This window comes from Ralstonia pickettii (assembly GCF_001699815.1).
Classification (GTDB): domain Bacteria; phylum Pseudomonadota; class Gammaproteobacteria; order Burkholderiales; family Burkholderiaceae; genus Ralstonia; species Ralstonia thomasii.
The window spans coordinates 1-21,087 of the sequence record NZ_MCGB01000039.1; the positions used below are offsets into that span (position 1 = coordinate 1).

Sequence of the window (21,087 nt, forward strand, 5' to 3'; positions counted from 1 at the left end):
ACGTGGTGCGCACCACGTCGAGCAGATCCCACCGCCCGCATTCGTTCTGCCACTCGCGGGCGTATGGGTCGATCAGGTTGCGCCAGAACAGGTGGCGTGTGACTTCGTCGTCGAAGCGGATGGTGTTGTAGCCTACGCCGATGGTGCCGGGCGTGCCCAGTTCGCGCTCGATGGCCTGCGCGAAACGGTATTCCGGAATGCCTTGCCGGGCGCACTGCTGCGGCGTGATGCCGGTGATGAGGCACGACACCGGATCGGGCAGCCAGTCGTTGGAAGGCTGGCAGAACAGTTCGACCGGCTCGCCAATCTCGTTCAGCTCGGCATCGGTGCGGATGCCCGCAAACTGCGCCGGGCGATCACGGCGCGGCACGGCGCCGAAGGTTTCGTAGTCGTGCCAGAGAAAGGTGGGAGTGACAGGCAAGGCAGCGGCTCGCTGGAAAACACTGAAGATGCCGGCATGCTAACAGCCTGCCGCCAGGGCCGCGCAAACCCGGGGTGGCGCGAGAGTAAGCTAACGCCGTTGCCCACCTTCACTGACGCGCCGACGCGCCCGAGCCACCCCCATGCGCATCCTTTTCTTCAGCAGCCACCGTTACGACGAAGACAGCTTCCGCGCCTCACTCGCGCGCGGCGGCCACAGCTTCGACCTTGTCTTCCAGCGTGCGCACCTCGACGCGCAAACGGCGTCTCTTGCCGCCGGCTTTGAGGTGGTGTGCCCGTTCGTGAATGATTCCCTCAGCGCGGAAGTGCTCGAAGCGCTGGCTGCGGGCGGCACGCGGCTGATCGCGCTGCGCTCGGCGGGTTTCAACCACGTCGATCTGCCGGCCGCCCAGCGTCTGGGGCTGACGGTGGTGCGCGTGCCGGCGTATTCGCCACACGCGGTGGCCGAGCATGCGGTCGGCATGATTCTCACGCTCAACCGGCGGCTGCACCGCGCCTGCAATCGCACGCGCGAAGGCGACTTCTCGCTGGATGGATTGCTCGGCTTCGACCTCGCGGGCAAGATCGTCGGCGTGATCGGCACCGGGCAGATTGGACAGGTGTTCGCGCGCATCATGGCCGGCTTCGGCTGCCAGTTGCTGGCATTCGATCCGTTTCCGCAAGCCTCGCTGGCGCCCCTGGGCGTGCGTTACGTACCGCTACCGGAATTGCTGGCGCAGGCCGATATCGTCAGCCTGCACTGTCCGCTCAACGCTGGCACACATCACCTGATCGACGCCAGCGCTCTGGCCAGCATGAAGCCGGGCGCGATGCTCATCAACACGAGCCGCGGCGGCCTGGTCGACAGCCCCGCGCTGATCGACGCCCTCAAGACCGGCCAGCTCGGCCACCTCGGGCTGGATGTCTACGAAGAAGAGGCCGATCTGTTCTTCGAAGACCGCTCCGCCGACGTGCTGCAGGACGACGTGCTGGCGCGCCTGCTGAGCTTTCCCAACGTCATCGTCACCGCGCATCAGGCGTTTTTCACGCGCGAGGCGCTGGCGGGCATTGCCGACACCACGCTCGCCAACGTGGCGGCGTGGGCGGCAGGTGCACCCGTCAATGTGGTGAAGGCTTAGGCCGGCCGATCAAGCTGCCGCGGCTTTCGGCTGCGACAGTTCGCTTTCGCCTTCCTTCACGTAGATGGAGTTGCGTGGCTTGGCCAGCACGCGTCGCACCATCGGCTCGAAGAACGAGAGCGGCAGGTTGTCGTAGTCGGGCATGAAGGCCGCGGCGTCGTACTTGGCGCAGAACTCGGCCGTGCGCTCGAACAGCTCAGGCTGGCTGCGGTACTGCTCGCGCAGGTTGCGGTCGAGCCCCAGGTGGTGGAAGAAGTAGTAGCCCTGGAAGATGCCGTGTTTCTCGACCATCCACAGGTTTTCGGGGCTCACGAACGGCTTGAGGATCGCCGCAGCGATGTCCGGGTGGTTGAAGCTGCCCAGCGTGTCGCCAATGTCGTGCAGCAGCGCGCAGACCACGTATTCCTCGTCGCGGCCATCGCGGTGGGCGAGCGTGGCGGTTTGCAGCGAGTGCGCGAGACGGTCGATCGGGAAGCCGCCGCAATCGCCGTCGAGCAGCTTCAGGTGCGCGAGCACGCGGTCGGGCAGGGCGCGGGCAAACGGCATGAATTCCGCCGAGATGGCGGCCCAGTCCTCGCGCGTGCCCTGCTCCATGTGAGAAAACGCCGCGCGCGGGGCGGTGTGCTTTGGATCGGTCATTGGGGGTGTCTCCTTCATCGCCGGAATGGTCGCGTTGGTGCCGCGTCGTAGTTCTTGAATGGCTGGATGCGCGGCTAGCCGACCATTCTCTGCCCGGCGCTTGCGTGCAGACTGTCAAGCGTTTGACAATGATCGGACTGCCCTCGCCGCATCCTGCCGCCATGCCCGCAGACGCCTCTCATACCGCCCCTGCTCCCACGCCCTCGCAACTCGCGCAGGGCTGGCTGCGCGACGCCCCCGCCGACCTGCTGGCCGAGATTGCGCCCACCGCGCGTGTGATCACCTACCCCGACGGCGAATGCGTCCACCCGCACGGCGGCCCCGCCCAGGGCATGTTCCTGATCATGCGCGGCCGCGTGCGCATCAGCCGGACAACCGACGGCGGCAGCGAACTCGTCTACGGCGTGCTGCGCGCGGGCGAATGGTTTGGCGAGATCGCGCTCATCGACGGCGGCGGCCGCACGCACAGCGCCCATGCGCAGGGGCCGACCACGCTCGTCCTGCTGGGCAGCGCGGCGTTTGCGCGTGTGGTGTCAGCCTACCCGGCCGGCATGTGGGCGCTAATGCAGCAGCTCTGCCAGCGCATCCGCCTGATCTTCGACGAGTTCGAGCACGCCAGCGAAATGCCCGCCGATGCGCGCCTTGCCCAACGCCTGCTGCAGCTCGCCCGCGCCGGTGATGGCCGCACCGTGGCCGCCAGCAATGAAGAACTCGGCCGCATGCTGGCACGCTCGCGACAGACGATCTCGAAGTACCTGCAGGCCTGGCAGCGTGCAGGCTGGATCCGCTGCCATTACCGGACAGTCGAGATCGTCGACGCGGCAGCTTTGCGGATGCTGATGGACGCGCACGCTTCCTGATCGTGCCTAACGCTGCGTCGCGTCCCGAGGTGACGCAATTGCCATGACGCATTCGGCACTTTGTGGACACAAGATTGCTTTTCGGAACCTTTGCAAGCGCACATCTGTCTTGAAAGATGGGACGTGATGTTTCATTCTCATAAGAGAGGCGGCCCGCTTTTTGCGAGATTGCCGACGGAGGAAACGCCTTGTCACAGGTTCGTCTGGAAACGCCATCTGCGAGCGAGCGCATGCCGTGGTCGATCCAAGAGATCGGCTACGACAGCATCGACGTTGCGCGCGTGCGCGAAAACCGCACCCTGTTCTACCTGGTTGCGAGTGCCTCGTTTGTCGAGAGCGGCTCCGACCTCTACGCCGGCAACCTCGCTCAGTACTACGCCGATCGGCCCGAAACCGCGCATTGGCTGACCCATCATTGGGAACGCGAAGAGCTGCAGCACGGTCGCGCGTTGCGCCGCTACGTTGAAACCGTCTGGCCCGAGTTCGACTGGGAGCGCGGCTACGCCCGCTTCTTCGAGGAATACTCGGTCACCTGTTCGGTCGACCAGTTCGAGCCCACGCAGGCGCTGGAAATGGTCGCGCGCTGTGTCGTCGAAATGGGCACGGCGACCTTCTATCGCGCCATCGCACAGGCAGCGGCTGAAGCCGATGAACCGGTGCTGCGCGACCTCGCCAGCCGCATCTCGGCCGATGAAGTCCGGCATTACAAACACTTCCTGCGATTCTTCAACGAGTGCAACGCAAGCGAGGGGGTGGGCCGCGCGCGCGTGCTCAGGGCGCTCGCCTCCCGCCTGCGTGAAATCAAGAATGAAGATTCGATGATCGCGCTGCGCAATGTGCTGCGCATCGAGCGCGGCCAGGAAGATGTGCCTGACGCCGATGTGCGCGCCCTGAACTCGCGCGTCAGCGCGCTGGTGCGCTCCTATCTGCCGCTCGACATGGCCGCCAAGATGCTGCTCAAGCCGCTGCACCTGCGCCCGGGCTTCGAGCGCTCGATCCGGCCACCCCTGGTGGCCGTGGTGCGGCGCGTGATGCTGCACTAGATCGCCGCGCACGAAGGAGGCGCCAACAAAAAACCCGGGTTGAAGCCCGGGTTTTTTATATCTAGCCGACAGAATGCCGATTAGAACTTGTGGCGGATACCGACCACGGCGCCCAGTTGGTTGCCATCGAACACTTGGTTCTGGTTCGATTGCAGCGTCGAAAGATTCGACGAGGTGCCATTGATGCCCGCGACGCCCAGAATCGAGCTGCGGCTGTTCTTGGCATAGGCCACGTTCATGTACGCATCGGTGCGCTTGGACAAGGCATAGTCAGCCCCGACCACGAACAGCCAAGGATTGCCGACGTTGGTATTCGCATCGTTGCTCGCCAGAGCACCCAGCAATTCGCCGTTCTTGAATGTCTGGTAGTAGGCGGTACCGGTCAGCGTCAGCGCGGGCGTCGCTTGATAGCCGGCGCCAAGCCAGTACAGGTTCGAACGCAGGTCGCCATTGACACCGGTCGAGCCCAGGTCATGGCTCATCTTGTACCAGCGGTAGCCTGCATAAAACTTGGCAGGGCCGACAGCGTAGGTTCCACCGATGGTGGCACGCTGCTCCTTCAGGTCCGCCATGAAACCGTTGGTGAAGAAGGCATTGCTAGCGCCATTCGACTGGTCATACACCGCACCGACCGCGAACGGGCCGGTGGCATAGTTCAGGCCGGCGCTCCACTCACGGCCCAATTTCGTCATGCCAGCTTGCTCGTTGCCGTCACGATTGAACGCGTATAGCGCCGATGCCGTCAGGCCGCCGAAGGTACCGACGTACTTGACCGCGTTATCAGCACGGCCAGCCAAGTAGGCATCTTGCGAAGCGATTGAATAGCGCGAGGCGATCGCCATCGGGTCGTATTGCAGCGCGAAGTCGTACAGCAGGTTCTGCTGGCGGCCCAAGGTCAGTTGGCCCCACTGGCCCTGCAGTCCGACGTAGGCAGCGCGACCGAACAGGCGGTTACCTTGCGCCGAACGGCCGTCGTCGATGTCGAAGCCGCTTTCCAGGTTGAAGACGCCCTTCAGGCCACCGCCCAGGTCTTCAACGCCGCGCAGACCCCAACGCGAGCCGGACATGTTGCCCGACTGCATGCCGACGCGGGAGTTGCCTTCCGTGCGAGCAGCATTCGGCGCCTTGTTGACCCACTCAACGCCGGCATCGACCACACCGTACATCGTCACGCTCGATTGAGCGAAGGCGCCAGCCGAAACCAGGGCGGCAGCAGCGGCCGCAAACAGCTTGATCTTCATATCGTCTTCCTTGAAAAACACTATCGCGAGGATTTGCGATCGGCGGCCATTATGTATTCCGGTTTCTCATCTTCACCAATTTCAAAAACAGCCTGTGGTAAATATGAAACCCAAGCATTTGCAGCGAAATTAATCATATGAATCAACACCTTGCTATCACAGTTCGAGAACCGTAAGCATGGCTTACGAGAAGGCAATCCCATGGCTTACGCGACGTAATCCATTGCATCAGAAAAATCATCCAAGCGATGATAAAAATTAAAGTATTAGCACGTGCGGATTTTCGATTATGATTCGGCCCGAAGCTTGAATGACAGTTTCACAGCTTCACATCGACTTTAAGAGACCGCCTTAAACAGCGGTCTCTTTTTTTGCCTGTCAATTGCGCCGATGGGTCAGGCGGGAAGTCCGACCTTCCTCAAGATGCGATGCTTGAACGTGGACACCGTCTTGGGCGAGATGCCGAGGCGCTTGGCGATCTCTGTGTTCCGATGGCCTTCGGCCAGCAGTTGGTTCACACGCATTTCGCGCTGGGTAAGCGTGGCAAGCCCAGCGCCTTCCGATGGCCCCATCGCAGAGGCGGGAAACGAGAGATAGCCGCGTGCCGCCAGCAACAGTGCCGCCGTCAGCACAGAGGTCGCTTCCGATTTCGGCACGTAGGCGTTGGCGCCCGCCAGGAAAGCGAGCCGTGCCTCGTTGCCGGTGGTCTGGGCAGACGTGACGACTAGGCCAATATCGCGGCGCTGCGCGCGCACGCGACGCACGAGTTCCAGCCCGTCCAGATTTGGCAGATTGATATCAACGATGGCGAGCTTAGGGCGCGCGGAGCGGATCAACTGCAGCCCCTGCGCGCCATCGGCCGCTGTGGCGACAAGCTGGAGATGCGGCGATCCGGCAAGCAAGGCTTGAATGGATTCGAGGACGATCGGGTGGTCGTCGATGGCAACGACCGAATGGAAGGTTGGTTCTGTGGCGGACATGGCGGGCGGTGACTGAGCGGGGTTCCATGTTGCGAGTCACCGGTGCGGATCAGGTTCCGCGCGGTACAAGTTTGCACGATTGCCAGTCAATCCTTGTACCGATTGCTACACCACATCATTAGTTCATGACATCTTGCCGCTTCAGGCGAGCCGGAACACGTCCACCGCGCCGCGCAGTTCCTGGGCTTGCTGGCGCAGGCTTTCGGCCGCAGCGGCAGCTTCTTCGACCAACGCAGCGTTCTGCTGCGTCACCTCGTCCATCGCCGTGACCGCGTGGTTGACCTCTTCGATGCCTTGCGACTGCTCGCGCGACGCGTGGCTGATCTCGCCCATCAGGCCGGCGATGCGCTCCACGCGCGTCACGATGTCCTGCATGGCGTCACCGGCGCCGCGGGCGGCTTCATTGCCGGCCTGCACTTCTTCGACCGAGCGACTGATCAGTTCCTTGATCTCCTTGGCGGCGGCTGCACTGCGCTGGGCGAGGCTGCGCACCTCGCCGGCGACGACAGCGAAGCCGCGGCCCTGTTCGCCTGCGCGGGCGGCTTCCACGGCGGCGTTCAGCGCCAGGATGTTCGTCTGGAACGCGATGCCGTCGATGATGCCGGTGATGTCGGCGATCTTCTGCGCCGTGGCATGGATGCCCGACATGGTGCCGACCAGCCGCTCCACGGTCTGCCCGCCTGCGTTGGCCGCCTCGCTGGCGGATTGCACCATGTCGTGCGCGTGGTGCGCGCTCTCGGCGTTCTGGCGCACGGTGGCGGCCAGTTGTTCGATGCTCGATGCGGTGCGCTCAAGGTTGCCGGCCTGCGCTTCGGTACGCGCGGAAAGATCGGCGTTGCCGGCGGCGATCTGGCCCGTGCTCGACGCGATGGTCGAGGCGCTGGCGCGCACCTTGTCGACGATGCCCGAAAGGCCGTCGCCAACGCCATTGACGGCGCGCATGACCTGGCCGATTTCATCGCTGCGCGTGGTGGGCAGGCGGTGCGTGAGATCGCCCGCAGCCACACGCTGCGCGACGTTCACCACCTCGGCCAGCGGCGTGCTCACGGTACGGCGCAGCATCCAGTACAGGCCGCCGGCCAGCAGCGCGCCGAGTGCCAGACCCAACAGCAGAAAGCGGTTGCGGGCAGCCACCAGATCGGCGTCCAGTTCATCCACATAGGCCGTACCGGCAATCACCAGTTGCCAATCCGGGTATTGGGTGAAGACGGTCAGGCGCTCGCGCGCGGTGCCAGCTTCCGTGTCGGCCAGCGTGTGGCGCAACGTGCCGTCCTTGCGCGCGATCATCTCGCGCACCCAGGCCTGGCCGGCCGAGTCCTTGGCGTCGAGCAGGTTCTTGCCTTCGCGGTCTTGCGTGTGGTCGATCAGCACCTTGCCCTGGTCTGCGCCGGGCTTGCCGTCGATAACGAAATAGCCGCCCGTCTTGCCGATGCCGTGCGAGCGGATTTTGTCCTTGAGCAGCGCCAGTTCCGAGCGCACGTCCACACCTACGTAGAGCGCGCCGATGACCTTGCCCGAGGCATCGCGCACGGGTTCGTACTTGCTCATGTAGGGCGCGCCAAACAGCCAGGCCAGGCCGCGGAACGGCTCGCCGGCCATCAGCGCCTTGTAGCTCGGGTGGGCGCGATCAAGCAGCGTGCCGATCGCGCGTTCGCCGTTTTCCTTCTTGAGCGAAGTGGTCACGCGCACGAAATCGTCGCCGGTCCGGGCAAACACGGTGGCGATCGTGCCGCCGGTGCGCGCGAAGAACTGGTCCGGCACGGTGAAGTTGAGGTTCAGCACCGTGTCACCGCTCTTGAACGTGGGCGTCGGCTTGCCGGCCACTTCAACGGTCTGCGCCGGATCTACGCTGTACGGCCCGGGCGCGGCGTCGGCAAAAGCGGTCAGGAAGCGGTCGGCCTCGGTGCGCATGGTGCCGTCGAACAGGCCGATCATGTCGCGCATGGCGGCCTCCTGGTTATGCATGGCCGATTGTGTATTGGCCTCCAGCATGCGCAGGCTCGATTGCGAGTTCGCCAAGGCAAACATGCCGAACACGAGCACCAGGGCGATCAGGCCAATCACCGCCAGCCTGGTACCGAGGCTTGTTGGAGGTTGTGAAACCTCAGAAAGGGGCGCAGACGCTCTCATGCTTTTTTCCTGGGGGTCGTCAGTCAAGTTAACAACGGATCAACCCAGAAAAGCTTGAGCGCAAACGTTTTGCAGCCCCTTATGTCTGGCAGACCAGACGAGTTTCCGCAATCTCGGACGTCATCTGTCGCAGGTCAGCTCGACGTGCTGAGGCGTGAGCCTGGCGGGGTTGCCCGCCCCCAGTTCGATACGCCAGTCAGCCCCGTGCACGGCGGTCACGTCGCGGCCGTCCACGGTCGCCCGGCAACGGGTTGCATTGGCAAAGCGGATGAACGGTCGCGTATAGCCGGCAACATCGACCGACAGCGAGCGGCCATCCGCACTGCGCCGCCAGTTCGACAACCGGCCGCTGGCCTCGCGCACGTAGGGCTGCGTTGGCGTGGTGTTCTCTAGCGCGAAGCGCGCCGAACCACTGGCCAGATGGATATAGGTTCCCCCCGGGCCCGCAGCGTAGCCGGCCACGTCGCGTGCATCGGCAAGGCGTGGCACGCCGGGTCCGGCCCAGCGCACGGTCCGCAGGTCGCCATTGCCGCGCACGACCCAGGCATCGCCGTCGCGGGCTACAGCGTAGGTGCGGAAATCGAGCACCTTGCGAATGTAGTCCGACGCGTAGACCGGCATGACCGGCTGCGCGACAGCCCAGTCATACACCTGCCGCAGAGCCGTCACCGAGGCCAGCTTGGTGCCCGAATACATGTGGTAGTAAATGCCGATTGGCTTGAAGCGGTAAGGCTTTTCGGTCAGCTCGAACGTTTCGATGGCCCGCGAGAAACCGTAATACGGGCCGTGCCAGAGGTTGGTGTAGATGTTCTCGTTCTGGTCGGGCGCAAATACCTGGAAGAGGCCATCGCCTTTGTCTACGCCCAGCGGCGCCACGGCGGTCCAGCTCGGGTTGGAGCGCGTGATGTAGGTGTCGCCGCCGTTCATGTTCAGCACACCGGCCTCGACGGTCTTTTGCACGGCAATCGGCGGCACCTGGCCGTTGCCGCTCCACAGCAGCACCTTCACCTGCTTGCCTGGCGGGGCGAGCTTGGTGTTGATGTAGTGGATGGAGCCCGCGATCTCGCGATCGAAGCTGAAGCGGTAATTCGGAATGTTCAACGAGAAGGCGGTGTCGGTGCCTTCGGCCGTGGCGGCGGAGGCCGGATCGGGCGGGTTGGTGGTGCGCAGCCAGTTGAACGGGTGCGAGAACGTATGGCTGGCCAGCTCCACGTAGGGCTGCGCAAAGAGGGTGCGCGCGATCGGCTCGAGCTGCGGCGTGAGCTTCGGGTACACGCCGTCGACCGCCACCTCGCCCTCGATGATCGACACGGTGGTCGGCACCTTGTAGCGATCGAGGATCTCGCGCAGCAATGCCTGGCCGGAGAACTCGCTCGGTGGAAACTCAGTGCGGGAGGCGAATCCGTCGCCGTCGATATGAACGGTCATCAATCGGCGGCCGTTCTCCGTCGTGGTATCTGGCACGGGCATGGCGGGCAGTTGCAGCGCGCGGCGCAGAAAATCGAGCGGCTGGATCACCCAGCGCGCCTGGTCGACATCGGGCATGCGGAAGACGCCAAACGGCTGCAGCACATAGCCGCCCCACGGCATGATGGCCGCCGCATCGTAGGCGTAACTGCCGGCGGAGAGCCGCAGCAGCGACTGCGCCCCCGCGACGCTGGGGTCGACCTTCACCCCCACGGCCATGCGCCGGTCGGGATGAGGCTGCAACTCGAAGCCCACCATGGGATCGCGCAAAACAATGTCAAGCGGCCCCGCCGGCGTGCCGGGCACGGTCTGTAGATCCAGCATCCGCGCCGTGGTGGCATCCATGTTCAGCCCGAACTGGTTGAACATCGCCACGCGAACACCGGCGCCCATCGTGCGCCTGAGCCACGATGACCACGTGCCCGGTCGCGATGCGTTGCCGTCGAACCAGGTGACGACGCCGGCATAGCGGTCGGGCGTCACGGCCGGCAACGGCTTGTTGGCGTCGGCAAATTCGGTGCGATAGCCGAGATAGTTGATGGGCATGGCCAGATAGAGCACCGATGGCGCGGTGTTGCGGCTGGTGCCGGGCTCCTGGGGTTCGACCAGCAGGACACGGCGCGGCATCACTTCCAGCCGGCCGATGCCGATGAAGTCGGCGCCGGGCGTGGTGGCGTAGCTGGTCACGCCTGCAGCGCGCGCCATATTGGCGGTCTCACGCAGACAGGTACGGTTGTAGTTGGGGCAGTAATCAAGTGCGACGGCGGGTATGCGGTACTGCGCACCGATCTTGCGCAGCGTGGCAACGCGTGCGGCGCGGTCGGCATCGGTCACCTCTTGCAAGCCTTCCCCGCCGGTGCGCTCGCGCACCAGCCCGGCCGTCACCACGCCGGACAACTGCGGCGCGAGCGTCTCAAGCCACGCCGTGCCGCCGGCCAGCAGCCTGGTCTGCGGTGCACGCGCATGCAACGCCTGGACCAGTGCCGCAACGGCATTGGCGGCATCGGGCGCGCCGCGCTGGAGCGCGTCCAGCCCATCCAGCAGGAAGCCCGCGTAGCCCTGCGCGAGCAGCGGCGCAAAGACCTGGTCGATCACGTTGGCAGGCCAGGCGCTTGTGCGCATTGCGTCGGTCTGCTGCGTCAGGTCCACGCGAGCGAACCAGAGCGTGGGCGATGGTTGCTTCGGATCGAAGCTGCCGGCCGTGGCCGGCTCCAGCACGACCCAGTCGAAGGCTTGCAGTTCAGCGACGGGGACATCGCGGCCGTAGTAGAAGGCGATCTGCGGCTCTGCCGAAGCGGACGTCGTCGGCTGCTGTGCACGAACGTTCGCAACGCCGAGCGCCAACGCCACGGCACCCAGCCACATCGGCCACATCGGCCACATCGGCCACCGCCACGATAACTTGCTGCCCTTTGCCTGCGTGTCCTGCATCCCGGTCCTCGAAAAGTCTGTCCGACATGCATTGTGCCGGGCGGCCATCCGATTGCAATGTTTGTGGGCCGGGGCGTGCCCGCCGCGATGCCCCTTGGGGGCACATGGCGGGAACCCGGCTCAGTAACCGACCACCGTGTAGTGCGGGAATTCCGCTTCGAACGCCTTCTCCAGGTCGTCGACGCTGGCGACAGCCGACGTGTAGACAACAGTTGTCGAGCCGCTGTCGTAGGCCAGCGTGACAGCCCAGGTGCCATGCGCCTGGTTGACGCGATCGCGTGCGGCCTGGGCCGCCAGTTGACCCGGGCCGTTATCAGGTTTGGTTCCGTAGACTTTGCAGTGGGACATGGCAATCACTCCGAAGATGTGGAAGGAATGCCGCCGGCGCACGGGCAAGGACACGCGCGGTCTGCCTGGTCTGCGTTCTCAACGATACGGGCGAACAGACGCACTGCCGGCGGGTCCCGCCGGCATGCACCAGCGACACGGCCAGCGTAAAAGCCGGGGCCGCGCGCCGGAATGGTGCGTTCGTCAGGGCTGACGTTCTAGAACGCCGACTTCACCACGCCGCCGTCCACACGCAGCGCAGCGCCCGTGGTGGCCGACGACAGCGGGCTGGCCACGTAGGCAACCAGGTTGGCGACTTCCTGCGTGGTGGCAAAGCGCTTGATGAGCGAGGTCGGCCGCGCCGTCTCGAAGAAGGTTTTCTCGAACGCTTCGAAGCTCTGCCCGCCCGAGAGCTTTTCGACAAACGCGTCTACGCCTTCGGAACGCGTCGGCCCCGGCAGCACGGCATTCACCGTGATGGCCGTGCCCGCGGTCAACTCGGCCAATCCGCGCGAGAGGCCCAGCAGCGCGGTCTTCGTGACACCGTAGTGGATCATCTCCACCGGAATCTGCACGCCACTCTCGCTGCTGATGAACACGATGCGTCCCCAGTTCTGTGCACGCATACCAGGCAGGTAGGCGCGCGACAGCCGCGCGCCGCTCAGCACGTTCACGTTGAAGAAGTGCTGCCACTCGGCGTCGTCGATTTCCTCGAACGGCTTGGGGTCGAAGATACCGAGGTTGTTGATGAGGATGTCGACCTTGGGAAAGCGGCCGAGCAGCGCGTCGACCTGGCCCGGATCGGACAGGTCACCGGCAAAGCCCTCGACCTGGGCGTCGGGCACTTCGGTGCGCAGGCGTGCAATCGCGTCGTCCACGGACGCTTGGGTACGGCCGTTGACGATCACGCGGGCGCCTTCGGCGGCCAGTGCTACAGCAATGGCATGACCGATGCCCTTGGTCGAGCCGGTCACGAGAGCGAGCTTGTTCTGAAGGTGGAGGTTCATGGCATTCAAAAAAGGAAAATGGAGGAGGACGAGCACGCCGCGCCACATGGTGCAAGTTGGTCACGGCGTCGACGTTTCAACCATGATACGAACCGCCTCGCCCCTTGGCAGCCGCAATCGTTTTGCAGCGGTATCCAACGAGATTTGACGATCGGCGTTGGTATCGATCCCGGCTTGACGGCCTGGGCAAGCGACGATTAGTGTGCAATGAAGTACGCCCAGCGTTACGGGAACGCGGCGCGCCTTACAAGCCGGATCACCGGCAGAACGGGGAGCACGACCATGAGCATCGACGTACAGACACCTGAGGCCGCCGACACCAGCACCAGTGAAGGCGCCTACCAGCTTGACACCATGGACCGCGATACCAACATCGGTAGGCTCGTGCACCGGGTCCGACACGCGTTGGTGACGCATATCGACAGTGCCCTGGCATCGCTGGACTTGACAGCCGCGCAATGGACGGTCGTCATCTACCTGGCCGAAGACCTGGCCACCACGCCGGCCGAACTCTCGCGCCTGCTGCACTACGATCCGGGCGCGATGACGCGGCTGATCGATCGGCTGGAGAAGAAGAACATCGTCAAGCGCGCGCCCAGCGATGCGGACCGCCGCTCGGTGGTGGTCTCGCTCACCGAGCAGGGCCGCGCGCTCTATCCGGAAATCCGGCCGCTAATCATCGACGTGCTGAACCACCTGCTGCGCGGGTTTTCGCAAACCGAGGTCAAGCAGTTGGAAAACCTGCTGTTGCGCGTGCTGCACAACGCCTGATCGGATCAGGCGTTTTCGGTTGGGCAGTCTCAGCCGACAGCGTTGCCGGTGCGCTGGGGCTCGGGCGGGTGCCGCTTAGCGCTCACTGCCCCTCAAGCTCGTGCTTGATCTTGAACAGCTCGGTATCGGTGCGAATACCCAGCTTGCGATAGGCCGATTGCTTTTGCGAGCTGATCGTCTTGATGCTGCGCGCAAATTTCTCGGCAATGTCCGTGACCGACATGCCGTCCAGGCAGCAGCGCAGTACCTCGCGCTCGCGCGGGCTGAGTTCGGAGCGGTCGATCAGGGCGGACAGCTTGGTGCCATTGGTGACGGGCGCGGGCGCATCGGCGGAAAGCGCATCGCGCTCCATCTCGGCAGCCAGCGCGGCATTCAGGCGCTTGCCGCCCGCGGCCACCGTGCGGATGGCGCGTACCAATTCCGACAGATCCTCTTCCTTGCCGACAAAACCGCGTGCGCCGGCATGCATGACCATGCCCACCGTCGCCATGTTGTGATGCGCCGACGCCACCAGGATCTTCAAGTCCGGATAGCGCACGCGGATCAGGCGGATCAGGTTCAGCCCGTCAATCTCGGTGGGTCCGAGCGAGTAGTCCATCAGCAGGACATCCACCTCAAGGCTTTTGTCTTTGAGTGCCTGCACGATTTCGCGACCCGAGGCGAACATGCCGGAAACCTCGATGTCGGCCTCCTGTTTCAGGCGCGCAGCCAGACCATGGCGGACAACCGCATGGTCATCGAGCACGATCACGCGGATCGGCCGGGTCGCGGTCCAATTCATGTTGGCAGGTTCCTATTCGACGGGGATTACTCGCAGCACAAGAGCGCCCCAAGATGCCGCAGAGGCCGACATCTTAATAGCATTCCGGCGTAGCAACGGTGGTCACTTGGCCTCGACGATGGTGTCGTCTCGGGCGTAGACGCGGCAATTGACCCATCGCTCGGTACAGAAAGCCATCGCCCGAAATTCTGCGTTCTGGCCTACGGCCCAGGAGTAGTGATCGCCGTCGGAGGCGACAAAAATCTTCGGCCACGTTTTCTTCAGATACATATCGAAGCCGGCCTGTTGGTTTCGCCCGAGTTCGCCGGAGCGGCCTGGTGGCGCCGCCTGCGCGCTCGATGCGTAAGCGGCCGGTGCAGCCGTCGCCTGAGCCAGCGATTTCTGCCCGCGCGCAGGGACATCGGCAATCCAGTCCGCAGGAATCGCGAAGTTCAGGTTCTGCCCCATGGTGAGCACGACTTGATGGTCTGTTATGCCAATCAATCGGCCGTCCGCATCGAACAGGCCGCCCCCGCTGGACCCTTGTGAGATTGGGGCAGACGTCTGGATGCTCTTGAGACGTCCTTCGTCATCGGTACGCAATGACGAGATCAAACCCTCACTGATCGTCAGCTCCAGCCCCAGCGGATTGCCGACTGCGTACACCTTCTGCCCCGTCACGAGCGCGCTACCCGGAGCAAGCGTCACTGCAGGCGCGTGGAAATCCGCGACCCGCAGTTGACAGAGGTCGCGCTCCACGTCGGGATACTGCAAGCGAGCACCGTAGCTTGCGTTGCCGCGTTTGAGCCAGACTTGCTTGCCGCCGCGCAGCACATGGCAGTTCGTAATCGCCACACCATCGGCAATGACCACTGCGCTGCCAATGGACAGCGGCCGGCCGTCCGAACCCGCAACGCGGACCTCCCAGACGCTAGGCGAGACCTTGGCAAAGACCGCTGCGGGCTCAAGCGCGACCGCGCGCTCTGCAGCGCCGGCGCAGACCACGGCAGCAGCCAGCAGTGAAACCAGTCGAACGATATGCATGTTAGTCAAGCGGGCCGCCTCATTGGGGCACCAGCAAATCTTTGAGGTCGCTCAGCGTGGTCGATCCATCTTCCGAACGGGTGCGATCACGCATGTGCGCGATATCGGCGTCGGTCAAGGGCTGGCAAGCAGATTGCGTTGCCCATTGCCGATAGCGCGCAGCCACCGGGCGCCATGACAGCCCATTGCTGGATTCGATGAGTGCCGCCCGACAGCCCCGCTCGCTTTCGGAGTAAGTCGAACGCAACTGGTAACGGTGCCCCGTCAGCGGAACGAAACTCACCGCAACCGAGCAGAAATAGGTCAGGTTCCCCGCCGGACGCACGAAGTTCACGGCCATGGTCGTCGGCACGTCGGTCAGCACACGCACGGAGCGCGCTGGCTGGTTCGTGGCAATTGCCACGCGTTGCCCCGTGCATGTGCGGGCGTCATCGAATACCAGCAATGCGGCGGCCGCGCCGCTGGCGGGCCGTATAAACTCAACCGGCACGGTCCGGGCACCCGCGGGCGGTTCTACATACGGCTGTGCGCAGCCCGCAAGCCACAAAGCGCCTCCCAACAAAGAGGCGGTCATTCTGAGCGTCATGCGCTCCCCCCCAAAGGCAACCTTTTCTGAGATCGGCATTTCCTTCTTCGAGCGCAGTGGCACGCACGCTCGATGCCGCTGAAGTGTAACCAAAGGTGACGGAGAGGGACTGACCTGAGTACCAGCGTTGTGCGCGCGCGTCGGCCGCGGGTCAGCCGCGCTCAGGCCAGCGCCGCGTCGATGCGCGCCTGCGTGCTGCGGCGCGCGCGCTCGAACACCGCCATGTCGCCCATCAGAAACGCCACGTTGGCGTTGGAGCGAAACGATTCGATCTCAAAGACGAGCTGATCGACGTCGACATCCGCGCGCAATTCACCGGCCGCCTGCGCCGCGGCAATCGTCTCGCGAAACCGCGCACGCACCGACTCGCGGTGTCCGCGCACACGATCCTGGATCGCGCCCGGGCGGGCCCGGTATTCGTAGCTGGCCGCGCAGACAAAGCAGCCGCCTGGCGATGCGCCGCTGGCCACGTAGTCGAACCAGCCGTCGGTCAGCGCCCGCAGGCGGGCAAGCGGGCTTTCCAGCGCCAGCGCGGGCTTCACCACCTTCTCGCGGTAGTGCACCACGCCCGCGTCGAGCGTGGAGAGCTGCAGCGTTTCCTTGTCGCCGAAGAGCACCTGGATATTGCCCTTGCCCACGCCTGCATCCGTGGCCAAGCGGCCGATGGTGAGGCCCTCCAGCCCATCGGTGGAAGCGATGGCGGTGGCGTGCTCCAACACCTGGGCGCGCGCGCGTTCGCCACGCTGGCGGCGGCCGTCGGTTTTGTTCATGGCAATGCCCTATCGATGAGTGGGGTCAACACAATCGACCCTTGACGTGGGCCAATCGCCCTTTAGTATACGTACGACCGTATATTAATAACCCGAGATCGCCCATGTCAACGGAATCCCTTTCCGCCGGTAGCGTTGCCTCGCCAGCCAAACGGCACTGGCCCGCGCTGGCGGCGCTGCTGACCGGCAACTTCGTCACCATTCTCGACCTGTTCATCGTCAATGTGGCGATTCCGGACATCCGGGCCGGCCTGCATGCGAGTTTTGCCGAAATCCAGCTCGTGATGGTCGGCTACAGCGCGGCGTATGCGGTGTTCCTGCTCAACGGCGCGCGCCTGGGCGATCTGTTCGGACGCAAGCGCATGTTTCTGGCAGGCATGGCGCTGTTCACGCTCGCATCTGCGCTGTGCGGGCTGGCCACCACGCCGTGGATGCTGATCGCCATGCGTGTCGGCCAAGGCCTGGGCGCGGCCATCCTCATGCCCCAGGTGATGGCCTCGCTGCGCGTACTGTTTGACGGCGATGCGCGACGCCGCGCATTCGGCACCATGGGCGCCGTGCAGGGCGTGGCGGCGTCGGTCTCGCAAATCATCGGCGGCTGGCTGATCGCGCATCCGCTGGCGGCCAACGTGTCGGGCTGGCGCGCGGTATTCCTGGTGAACGTGCCAATCGGCATTGCGGCGCTGCTGGCGGCGCGGGCCTCCGTGGCGGAATCGCGTGCGCCGGTGGCCGCGCGATTGGACGTGCACGGCGCCGTGGCCGGCGCGGTGGCGCTGGCAATGCTGCTGGTGCCGATCATGCAGGGCCGCGAGTCCGGCTGGCCGTGGTGGTCGTGGGCGGTGCCGCTGGCTTCTCTGCTGGTCTTCCGCCACTTTGTGCGGGTGGAGCAGACGCTGTCGGCGGCGGGCCGCGTCCCCATCATCGAGATGGCGCTGTTCCGCAACCGCAGCTTTGTGCTGGGCGTGCTGGCGATCTTTCTGTTCTACACGGCCATCAGTTCGTACTTCCTGGCGCTGACGATCCTGCTGCAGTTCGGGCGCGGCTTGTCGGCGTTGGCAGCGGGGCTGGTGTTCACGCCGGCGGCCGTCGCCTTCTTTACGGGCTCGCTGACGGCGCCCCGCCTGGCCGAACGCATCGGGCAGCGCGCCTTGTTGCTGGGCGTAGCGATCTTCGCCGTGGGCATGGTTGTCCTGGCCACCATGGCGCAACTGGGCGCGGGCACTGCGTGGCTGATCCTGCCGCTGATGCTCAACGGCTTCGGGCAAGGCATGGTGATTCCGCTGTCGCTCAACACCATCCTGAGCGGCGTGGAAACAGCCCAGGCCGGCATGGGCGCCGGTACCGTTACGACCATGCAGGCCGTGGGCAATGCGGTGGGCGTGACGGTGGTGGGCGTGCTGCTGTTCTCGCTGCTCGGTCAGGTGGAGGGGGCCGATGGCGCGGTCGCGGCGGAAGCGGCAACACACGCTGCGCACTACGGCCACGCGTTTGCGCTGGCCACGCTCTACAACGTGGCGGCGACGGTGCTGTCCTTCGTGCTGTTCTGGCGCGCGTGGCGCCGTCACGCCTGAGCGGGCTTACTTGCGCACCCAGCCGCGCCGCACGCAGGGCGCCAGCACCACGCCATGCAAGGCCAGCCCCAGCCGGTGCAGCGGCTCCGACAGCGTATACGCCACACGCCCGCTGCAAAGCCATGCGCACAGGGCCGACACAGCCGCCGCGCCCAGCATGTCGAACGGATAGTGCACGCCCAGGTAGATGCGCGCCCACGCCATGGGCAAGCCCAAAAGCGCCAGCAACACGCCCACGCGGCGCAGGCGTGCGTTCCACATCAGGCTGAATGCCACGGTCCACAGCGCCGTCAGGTGGTCGCTGGGGAACGACGAATCCGGCGCGTGCGGCAGCAGATTCGTGCCCAGTTCAATCGCAAACGGCCTGGGGTGATACCACGCGAGGCCGAAGCCGACGTTGATCGACAACGCCAGCGCTGCAGCCACGCCGGTCTGCAGTGCCTGCCTGCGCGTGGTGGGCTCACCCCACAGCCAGCCGGCGACGAGCGTGAGCGGCACCAGCCAGATCGCGTATTCGGCAAAGGCCATCGCCAGCCAGACGGTGGCAGCCGATGCGTCGGCCGGCGCGTTGATCCAAAGAAACAGCGTGTGATTGAGTGATTCCATACAGCGTTGGCCAAGGGCCCGGGGGGTTCAACAACCGTGAGATGCCGGACCCACACTACTAAAAATTCCCTTCAATTCCCTTGGAACCGGCCTGTGGGCAAGCCTAGGCCACCCGACTTAGGCCAGCCGTAGCGATCTCCTCCTTGCCCGGATCATTGCCTAGGCTTTTCCCACCGCCTGACGCTCCCTAGGATGTAGGCACACCGACACGCGGGCAGGTCGGACACGCACAGTCTCGAACCCCGGGGATGAATGGAAATTTGTCTGATTCAGCGGGACACACGCCGGCAGGCGACGTTTGCCGGTGCGATTGCGCTGCTGATCTTGTTGACGCTGGGCGTCGCTGCACCACGCGCAGGCCTGCAATGGCCTGCGACCAACCCCTTCATGCCGATGTGCGCGCTGACTGCGTTCACCACGGCCAGCATCGCCGCGTTTCTGCTGGGCGCGCTCACGTAACGCACATCAAACATCAAGCACCCGTGAGCGTTTGCCCTGCCCGTCTTTGCTGTCTTCTTTATTTCTTCTGTATATAAAAATAGTAGTAGTAGATAACGGTGGACCGTTTCTGTGGATAGCTGCAGAAAACGCTTTAGCGTCAACGGCTTGCGAATTGCACAACCCATCGGACAGTGTGTGCCGTTGCGTGGATGACTCGTGCAGGGCACGCCCCACCCTCTCGGCAACCATCAAAGTTATTCCCGTGCTGCGGACAACCTGACCCCGGGCAGCCAACACAGTTGTCCCTGAAGTTCTTCACGCGCTTATCCACATATCCACAGCGGCAATCGCGACCATGTCCATGCGCGCAAGCGCGCTTCCAGATCGGTGCCTTTGATTGCCATCCTCCAGCATCATATTCTTGGGTAGATGCTCGGAAAACGGCCTCCAACTGGCCTGCCTTAGACGCCCGAACCCGCTGCGACGGGGCTTGATATGGATACCAACGCAGACAGATTGCGAAAACCGGCAAGCGATGCAGCCATCGCCCACGTGCCCGTGGAGGAGCGTTATCGCACCTTGGTCGACGCGATACAGGACTATGCAATCTTCCTCCTGGATCCCACAGGTCACATTGCCAGTTGGAATGCCGGTGCCCAACGCATCAAGGGCTATCACGCCGACGAAATCCTCGGCCAACACTTCTCGGTCTTCTATCCTGCCGAGGCAATTGCGCAGAACCATCCGGGCGAAGAACTCAAACGCGCGGCCGCCCTTGGCCGCTGGGAAGACGAAGGATGGCGCATCCGCAAGGACGGCTCGCTCTTCTGGGCCAACGTGGTGATCACTGCCCTGCGGGATGAAGACGGCGACCTGATCGGCTTTGCCAAGGTCACCCGGGACCTGACCGAGCGCGAGCGGCTCAAGCAGCTCGAGTACGCGAGCGAGCTGGCATCCCGGGTCGAAGCCACTCGCGAAGAAGAAAAGAAGCGTATTGCACGCGAGCTTCATGATGACCTCGGGCAGCAATTGACTGCGCTGAAGATGATCATCACCGCCCTGCTTGCAGATGACAGCACCACGCCGGAAGCCCTGGCGTACGCGCGCGAAAGAACACTGGCGATGAGCCATGCTATTGACCACGCGCTCGCGTCGGTCCGGCGTCTTGCCGCGGGCCTGCGGCCGACCATGCTCGACGACCTGGGGCTGCTGCCCGCGCTCGACTGGCTCGTCACCGATTTCGGACAACATACCGGCCTGCGGGTCGCACTGAACTGCAATACGCATACGGTGGCGTTCAACGACGCCGCCTCCACCGCGCTGTTCAGGATCGTGCAGGAAGGTCTGACCAACGTTGCCCGGCATGCGACGTCGGCAACGAAAGTCGTGGTCGATCTCCGATGCGACCGGTCAAATTGCGAGCTGGCGATTCACAACGATGGCGCCGTCGTCACGCACTCCACCAAACCCGCAGCCGGGCGGCCGCCGTCATCGGGGATCGCCGGCATCCGCGAGCGCGTGCGCCGCCTGGGAGGGACTTTCGCTGCGGGGCCGCTCCCGCAAGGCGGATACCGCATCCAGCTTGCGATTCCGCGGACAGCGATCGCGCTCGATTTGCCATCCGGTCGGTAGGCGTCTTCCACTCGACCGAATGGAAAGCCCACCCGTTACGTGTGGCGCATCAAGTGGGGCATTTTAGAAACGTCAATGAACGGTCGTTCTTCAACACGACCGGAGAACAGCGACGGATTCGCATATACGAACCCCATGGGCAGTGCGACGCAGAATGCCCGCGCCGCCCGCACAGCGTGCAATAGTCGTCCATGGCAATGACCTTTATCGAGAGCCGGATGT

19 protein-coding genes and 1 pseudogene are annotated in these 21,087 nt (G+C 64.3%); 7 read left to right on the top strand and 13 right to left on the bottom strand.

The genetic code is table 11. From position 1 onward, the window contains the following. Positions 1-421 (bottom strand): exonuclease domain-containing protein (locus BEK68_RS06680; protein ID WP_249262904.1); only part of this gene is annotated, 421 nt, incomplete at its 3' end. Positions 422-563: 142 nt separating this feature from the next. Between BEK68_RS06680 and BEK68_RS06685 the strand changes: the two genes are divergently transcribed. Further along, complete coding sequence (locus BEK68_RS06685) at positions 564-1,559, top strand: 2-hydroxyacid dehydrogenase (protein WP_012436653.1); 996 nt, start codon at positions 564-566, stop codon at positions 1,557-1,559. Between the two features lie 9 nt (positions 1,560-1,568). Here BEK68_RS06685 and BEK68_RS06690 read toward each other — a convergent pair whose 3' ends face one another. Continuing rightward, positions 1,569-2,198 (bottom strand): HD domain-containing protein, encoded by a 630-nt coding sequence (locus tag BEK68_RS06690; protein WP_012436654.1) that lies wholly within the window; start codon positions 2,196-2,198, stop codon positions 1,569-1,571. Between the two features lie 128 nt (positions 2,199-2,326). Between BEK68_RS06690 and BEK68_RS06695 the strand changes: the two genes are divergently transcribed. Then, positions 2,327-3,058 (top strand): Crp/Fnr family transcriptional regulator, encoded by a 732-nt coding sequence (locus BEK68_RS06695; protein ID WP_012436655.1) that lies wholly within the window; start codon positions 2,327-2,329, stop codon positions 3,056-3,058. 230 nt (positions 3,059-3,288) lie between these two features. Then, entirely contained in the window at positions 3,289-4,101 is an 813-nt protein-coding gene (locus BEK68_RS06700) for a ferritin-like domain-containing protein (protein WP_012436656.1), read from the top strand. An 80-nt stretch (positions 4,102-4,181) separates the two neighbouring features. Here BEK68_RS06700 and BEK68_RS06705 read toward each other — a convergent pair whose 3' ends face one another. The 6 genes from BEK68_RS06705 to BEK68_RS06730 form a co-directional block, all read right to left on the bottom strand. Beyond that, positions 4,182-5,342 carry a porin gene (locus tag BEK68_RS06705; protein WP_012436657.1) on the bottom strand — a complete coding sequence of 387 codons (1,161 nt, stop codon included), beginning with the start codon at positions 5,340-5,342 and terminating at the stop codon, positions 4,182-4,184. Between the two features lie 395 nt (positions 5,343-5,737). Beyond that, positions 5,738-6,322: a response regulator transcription factor gene (locus BEK68_RS06710; RefSeq protein WP_004628799.1), complete on the bottom strand. Its 585-nt coding sequence runs from the start codon at positions 6,320-6,322 to the stop codon at positions 5,738-5,740. 141 nt (positions 6,323-6,463) lie between these two features. Beyond that, positions 6,464-8,452 (bottom strand): methyl-accepting chemotaxis protein, encoded by a 1,989-nt coding sequence (locus BEK68_RS06715; RefSeq protein ID WP_012436658.1) that lies wholly within the window; start codon positions 8,450-8,452, stop codon positions 6,464-6,466. Positions 8,453-8,572: 120 nt separating this feature from the next. After that, positions 8,573-11,350, bottom strand: a complete 2,778-nt coding sequence (locus BEK68_RS06720) for a polysaccharide deacetylase family protein (RefSeq protein ID WP_012436659.1) — start codon at positions 11,348-11,350, stop codon at positions 8,573-8,575. A 120-nt stretch (positions 11,351-11,470) separates the two neighbouring features. Then, positions 11,471-11,698: a hypothetical protein gene (locus BEK68_RS06725; RefSeq protein WP_004628794.1), complete on the bottom strand. Its 228-nt coding sequence runs from the start codon at positions 11,696-11,698 to the stop codon at positions 11,471-11,473. Positions 11,699-11,895: 197 nt separating this feature from the next. Continuing rightward, the gene (locus BEK68_RS06730) at positions 11,896-12,684 is read right to left on the bottom strand and encodes an SDR family NAD(P)-dependent oxidoreductase (protein ID WP_012436660.1); all 789 of its coding nucleotides are present in this window, start codon (positions 12,682-12,684) and stop codon (positions 11,896-11,898) included. Between the two features lie 282 nt (positions 12,685-12,966). Here BEK68_RS06730 and BEK68_RS06735 point away from each other — a divergent pair, with 282 nt between their 5' ends. Further along, on the top strand, positions 12,967-13,455 hold the full coding sequence (locus BEK68_RS06735) for a MarR family winged helix-turn-helix transcriptional regulator (protein WP_004628789.1): 489 nt from the start codon (positions 12,967-12,969) through the stop codon (positions 13,453-13,455). A gap of 82 nt (positions 13,456-13,537) precedes the next feature. On the opposite strand, the gene BEK68_RS06740 is transcribed toward BEK68_RS06735, so the two are convergent. From BEK68_RS06740 to BEK68_RS06755, 4 genes are all read right to left on the bottom strand, one after another. Beyond that, entirely contained in the window at positions 13,538-14,236 is a 699-nt protein-coding gene (locus BEK68_RS06740) for a response regulator transcription factor (RefSeq protein WP_004628787.1), read from the bottom strand. 102 nt (positions 14,237-14,338) lie between these two features. After that, positions 14,339-15,259 (bottom strand): S1C family serine protease, encoded by a 921-nt coding sequence (locus tag BEK68_RS06745; RefSeq protein WP_012436661.1) that lies wholly within the window; start codon positions 15,257-15,259, stop codon positions 14,339-14,341. Positions 15,260-15,278: 19 nt separating this feature from the next. Then, positions 15,279-15,662 carry a hypothetical protein gene (locus tag BEK68_RS06750; protein WP_249262905.1) on the bottom strand — a complete coding sequence of 128 codons (384 nt, stop codon included), beginning with the start codon at positions 15,660-15,662 and terminating at the stop codon, positions 15,279-15,281. A gap of 344 nt (positions 15,663-16,006) precedes the next feature. Beyond that, positions 16,007-16,615 (bottom strand): TetR/AcrR family transcriptional regulator, encoded by a 609-nt coding sequence (locus BEK68_RS06755; protein ID WP_012436663.1) that lies wholly within the window; start codon positions 16,613-16,615, stop codon positions 16,007-16,009. A 104-nt stretch (positions 16,616-16,719) separates the two neighbouring features. Here BEK68_RS06755 and BEK68_RS06760 point away from each other — a divergent pair, with 104 nt between their 5' ends. After that, positions 16,720-18,186: an MFS transporter gene (locus tag BEK68_RS06760; protein WP_012436664.1), complete on the top strand. Its 1,467-nt coding sequence runs from the start codon at positions 16,720-16,722 to the stop codon at positions 18,184-18,186. Positions 18,187-18,192: 6 nt separating this feature from the next. Here the strand turns inward: BEK68_RS06760 and BEK68_RS06765 are convergent, their stop codons facing one another. Next, positions 18,193-18,792 (bottom strand): undecaprenyl-diphosphatase, encoded by a 600-nt coding sequence (locus BEK68_RS06765; RefSeq protein WP_012436665.1) that lies wholly within the window; start codon positions 18,790-18,792, stop codon positions 18,193-18,195. 252 nt (positions 18,793-19,044) lie between these two features. On the opposite strand from BEK68_RS06765, the pseudogene BEK68_RS06770 reads away from it, so the two are divergent. Next, positions 19,045-19,242 (top strand): annotated as a pseudogene (locus tag BEK68_RS06770) (diguanylate cyclase); the annotation flags it as partial. Between the two features lie 486 nt (positions 19,243-19,728). After that, positions 19,729-20,865 (top strand): PAS domain-containing sensor histidine kinase, encoded by a 1,137-nt coding sequence (locus BEK68_RS06775; protein WP_012436667.1) that lies wholly within the window; start codon positions 19,729-19,731, stop codon positions 20,863-20,865. Positions 20,866-21,087: the final 222 nt, after the last annotated feature.

Bases quoted from the DNA above. Each gene is read 5' to 3' on its own strand.
- BEK68_RS06685 (WP_012436653.1), top strand. From the start codon at position 564: ATGCGCATCCTTTTCTTCAGCAGCCACCGTTACGACGAAGACAGCTTC.
- BEK68_RS06690 (WP_012436654.1), bottom strand. From the start codon at position 2,198: ATGACCGATCCAAAGCACACCGCCCCGCGCGCGGCGTTTTCTCACATG.
- BEK68_RS06695 (WP_012436655.1), top strand. From the start codon at position 2,327: ATGATCGGACTGCCCTCGCCGCATCCTGCCGCCATGCCCGCAGACGCC.
- BEK68_RS06700 (WP_012436656.1), top strand. From the start codon at position 3,289: ATGCCGTGGTCGATCCAAGAGATCGGCTACGACAGCATCGACGTTGCG.
- BEK68_RS06705 (WP_012436657.1), bottom strand. From the start codon at position 5,342: ATGAAGATCAAGCTGTTTGCGGCCGCTGCTGCCGCCCTGGTTTCGGCT.
- BEK68_RS06710 (WP_004628799.1), bottom strand. From the start codon at position 6,322: ATGTCCGCCACAGAACCAACCTTCCATTCGGTCGTTGCCATCGACGAC.
- BEK68_RS06715 (WP_012436658.1), bottom strand. From the start codon at position 8,452: ATGAGAGCGTCTGCGCCCCTTTCTGAGGTTTCACAACCTCCAACAAGC.
- BEK68_RS06720 (WP_012436659.1), bottom strand. From the start codon at position 11,350: ATGCAGGACACGCAGGCAAAGGGCAGCAAGTTATCGTGGCGGTGGCCG.
- BEK68_RS06725 (WP_004628794.1), bottom strand. From the start codon at position 11,698: ATGTCCCACTGCAAAGTCTACGGAACCAAACCTGATAACGGCCCGGGT.
- BEK68_RS06730 (WP_012436660.1), bottom strand. From the start codon at position 12,684: ATGAACCTCCACCTTCAGAACAAGCTCGCTCTCGTGACCGGCTCGACC.
- BEK68_RS06735 (WP_004628789.1), top strand. From the start codon at position 12,967: ATGAGCATCGACGTACAGACACCTGAGGCCGCCGACACCAGCACCAGT.
- BEK68_RS06740 (WP_004628787.1), bottom strand. From the start codon at position 14,236: ATGAATTGGACCGCGACCCGGCCGATCCGCGTGATCGTGCTCGATGAC.
- BEK68_RS06745 (WP_012436661.1), bottom strand. From the start codon at position 15,259: ATGCATATCGTTCGACTGGTTTCACTGCTGGCTGCTGCCGTGGTCTGC.
- BEK68_RS06755 (WP_012436663.1), bottom strand. From the start codon at position 16,615: ATGAACAAAACCGACGGCCGCCGCCAGCGTGGCGAACGCGCGCGCGCC.
- BEK68_RS06760 (WP_012436664.1), top strand. From the start codon at position 16,720: ATGTCAACGGAATCCCTTTCCGCCGGTAGCGTTGCCTCGCCAGCCAAA.
- BEK68_RS06765 (WP_012436665.1), bottom strand. From the start codon at position 18,792: ATGGAATCACTCAATCACACGCTGTTTCTTTGGATCAACGCGCCGGCC.
- BEK68_RS06775 (WP_012436667.1), top strand. From the start codon at position 19,729: ATGGATACCAACGCAGACAGATTGCGAAAACCGGCAAGCGATGCAGCC.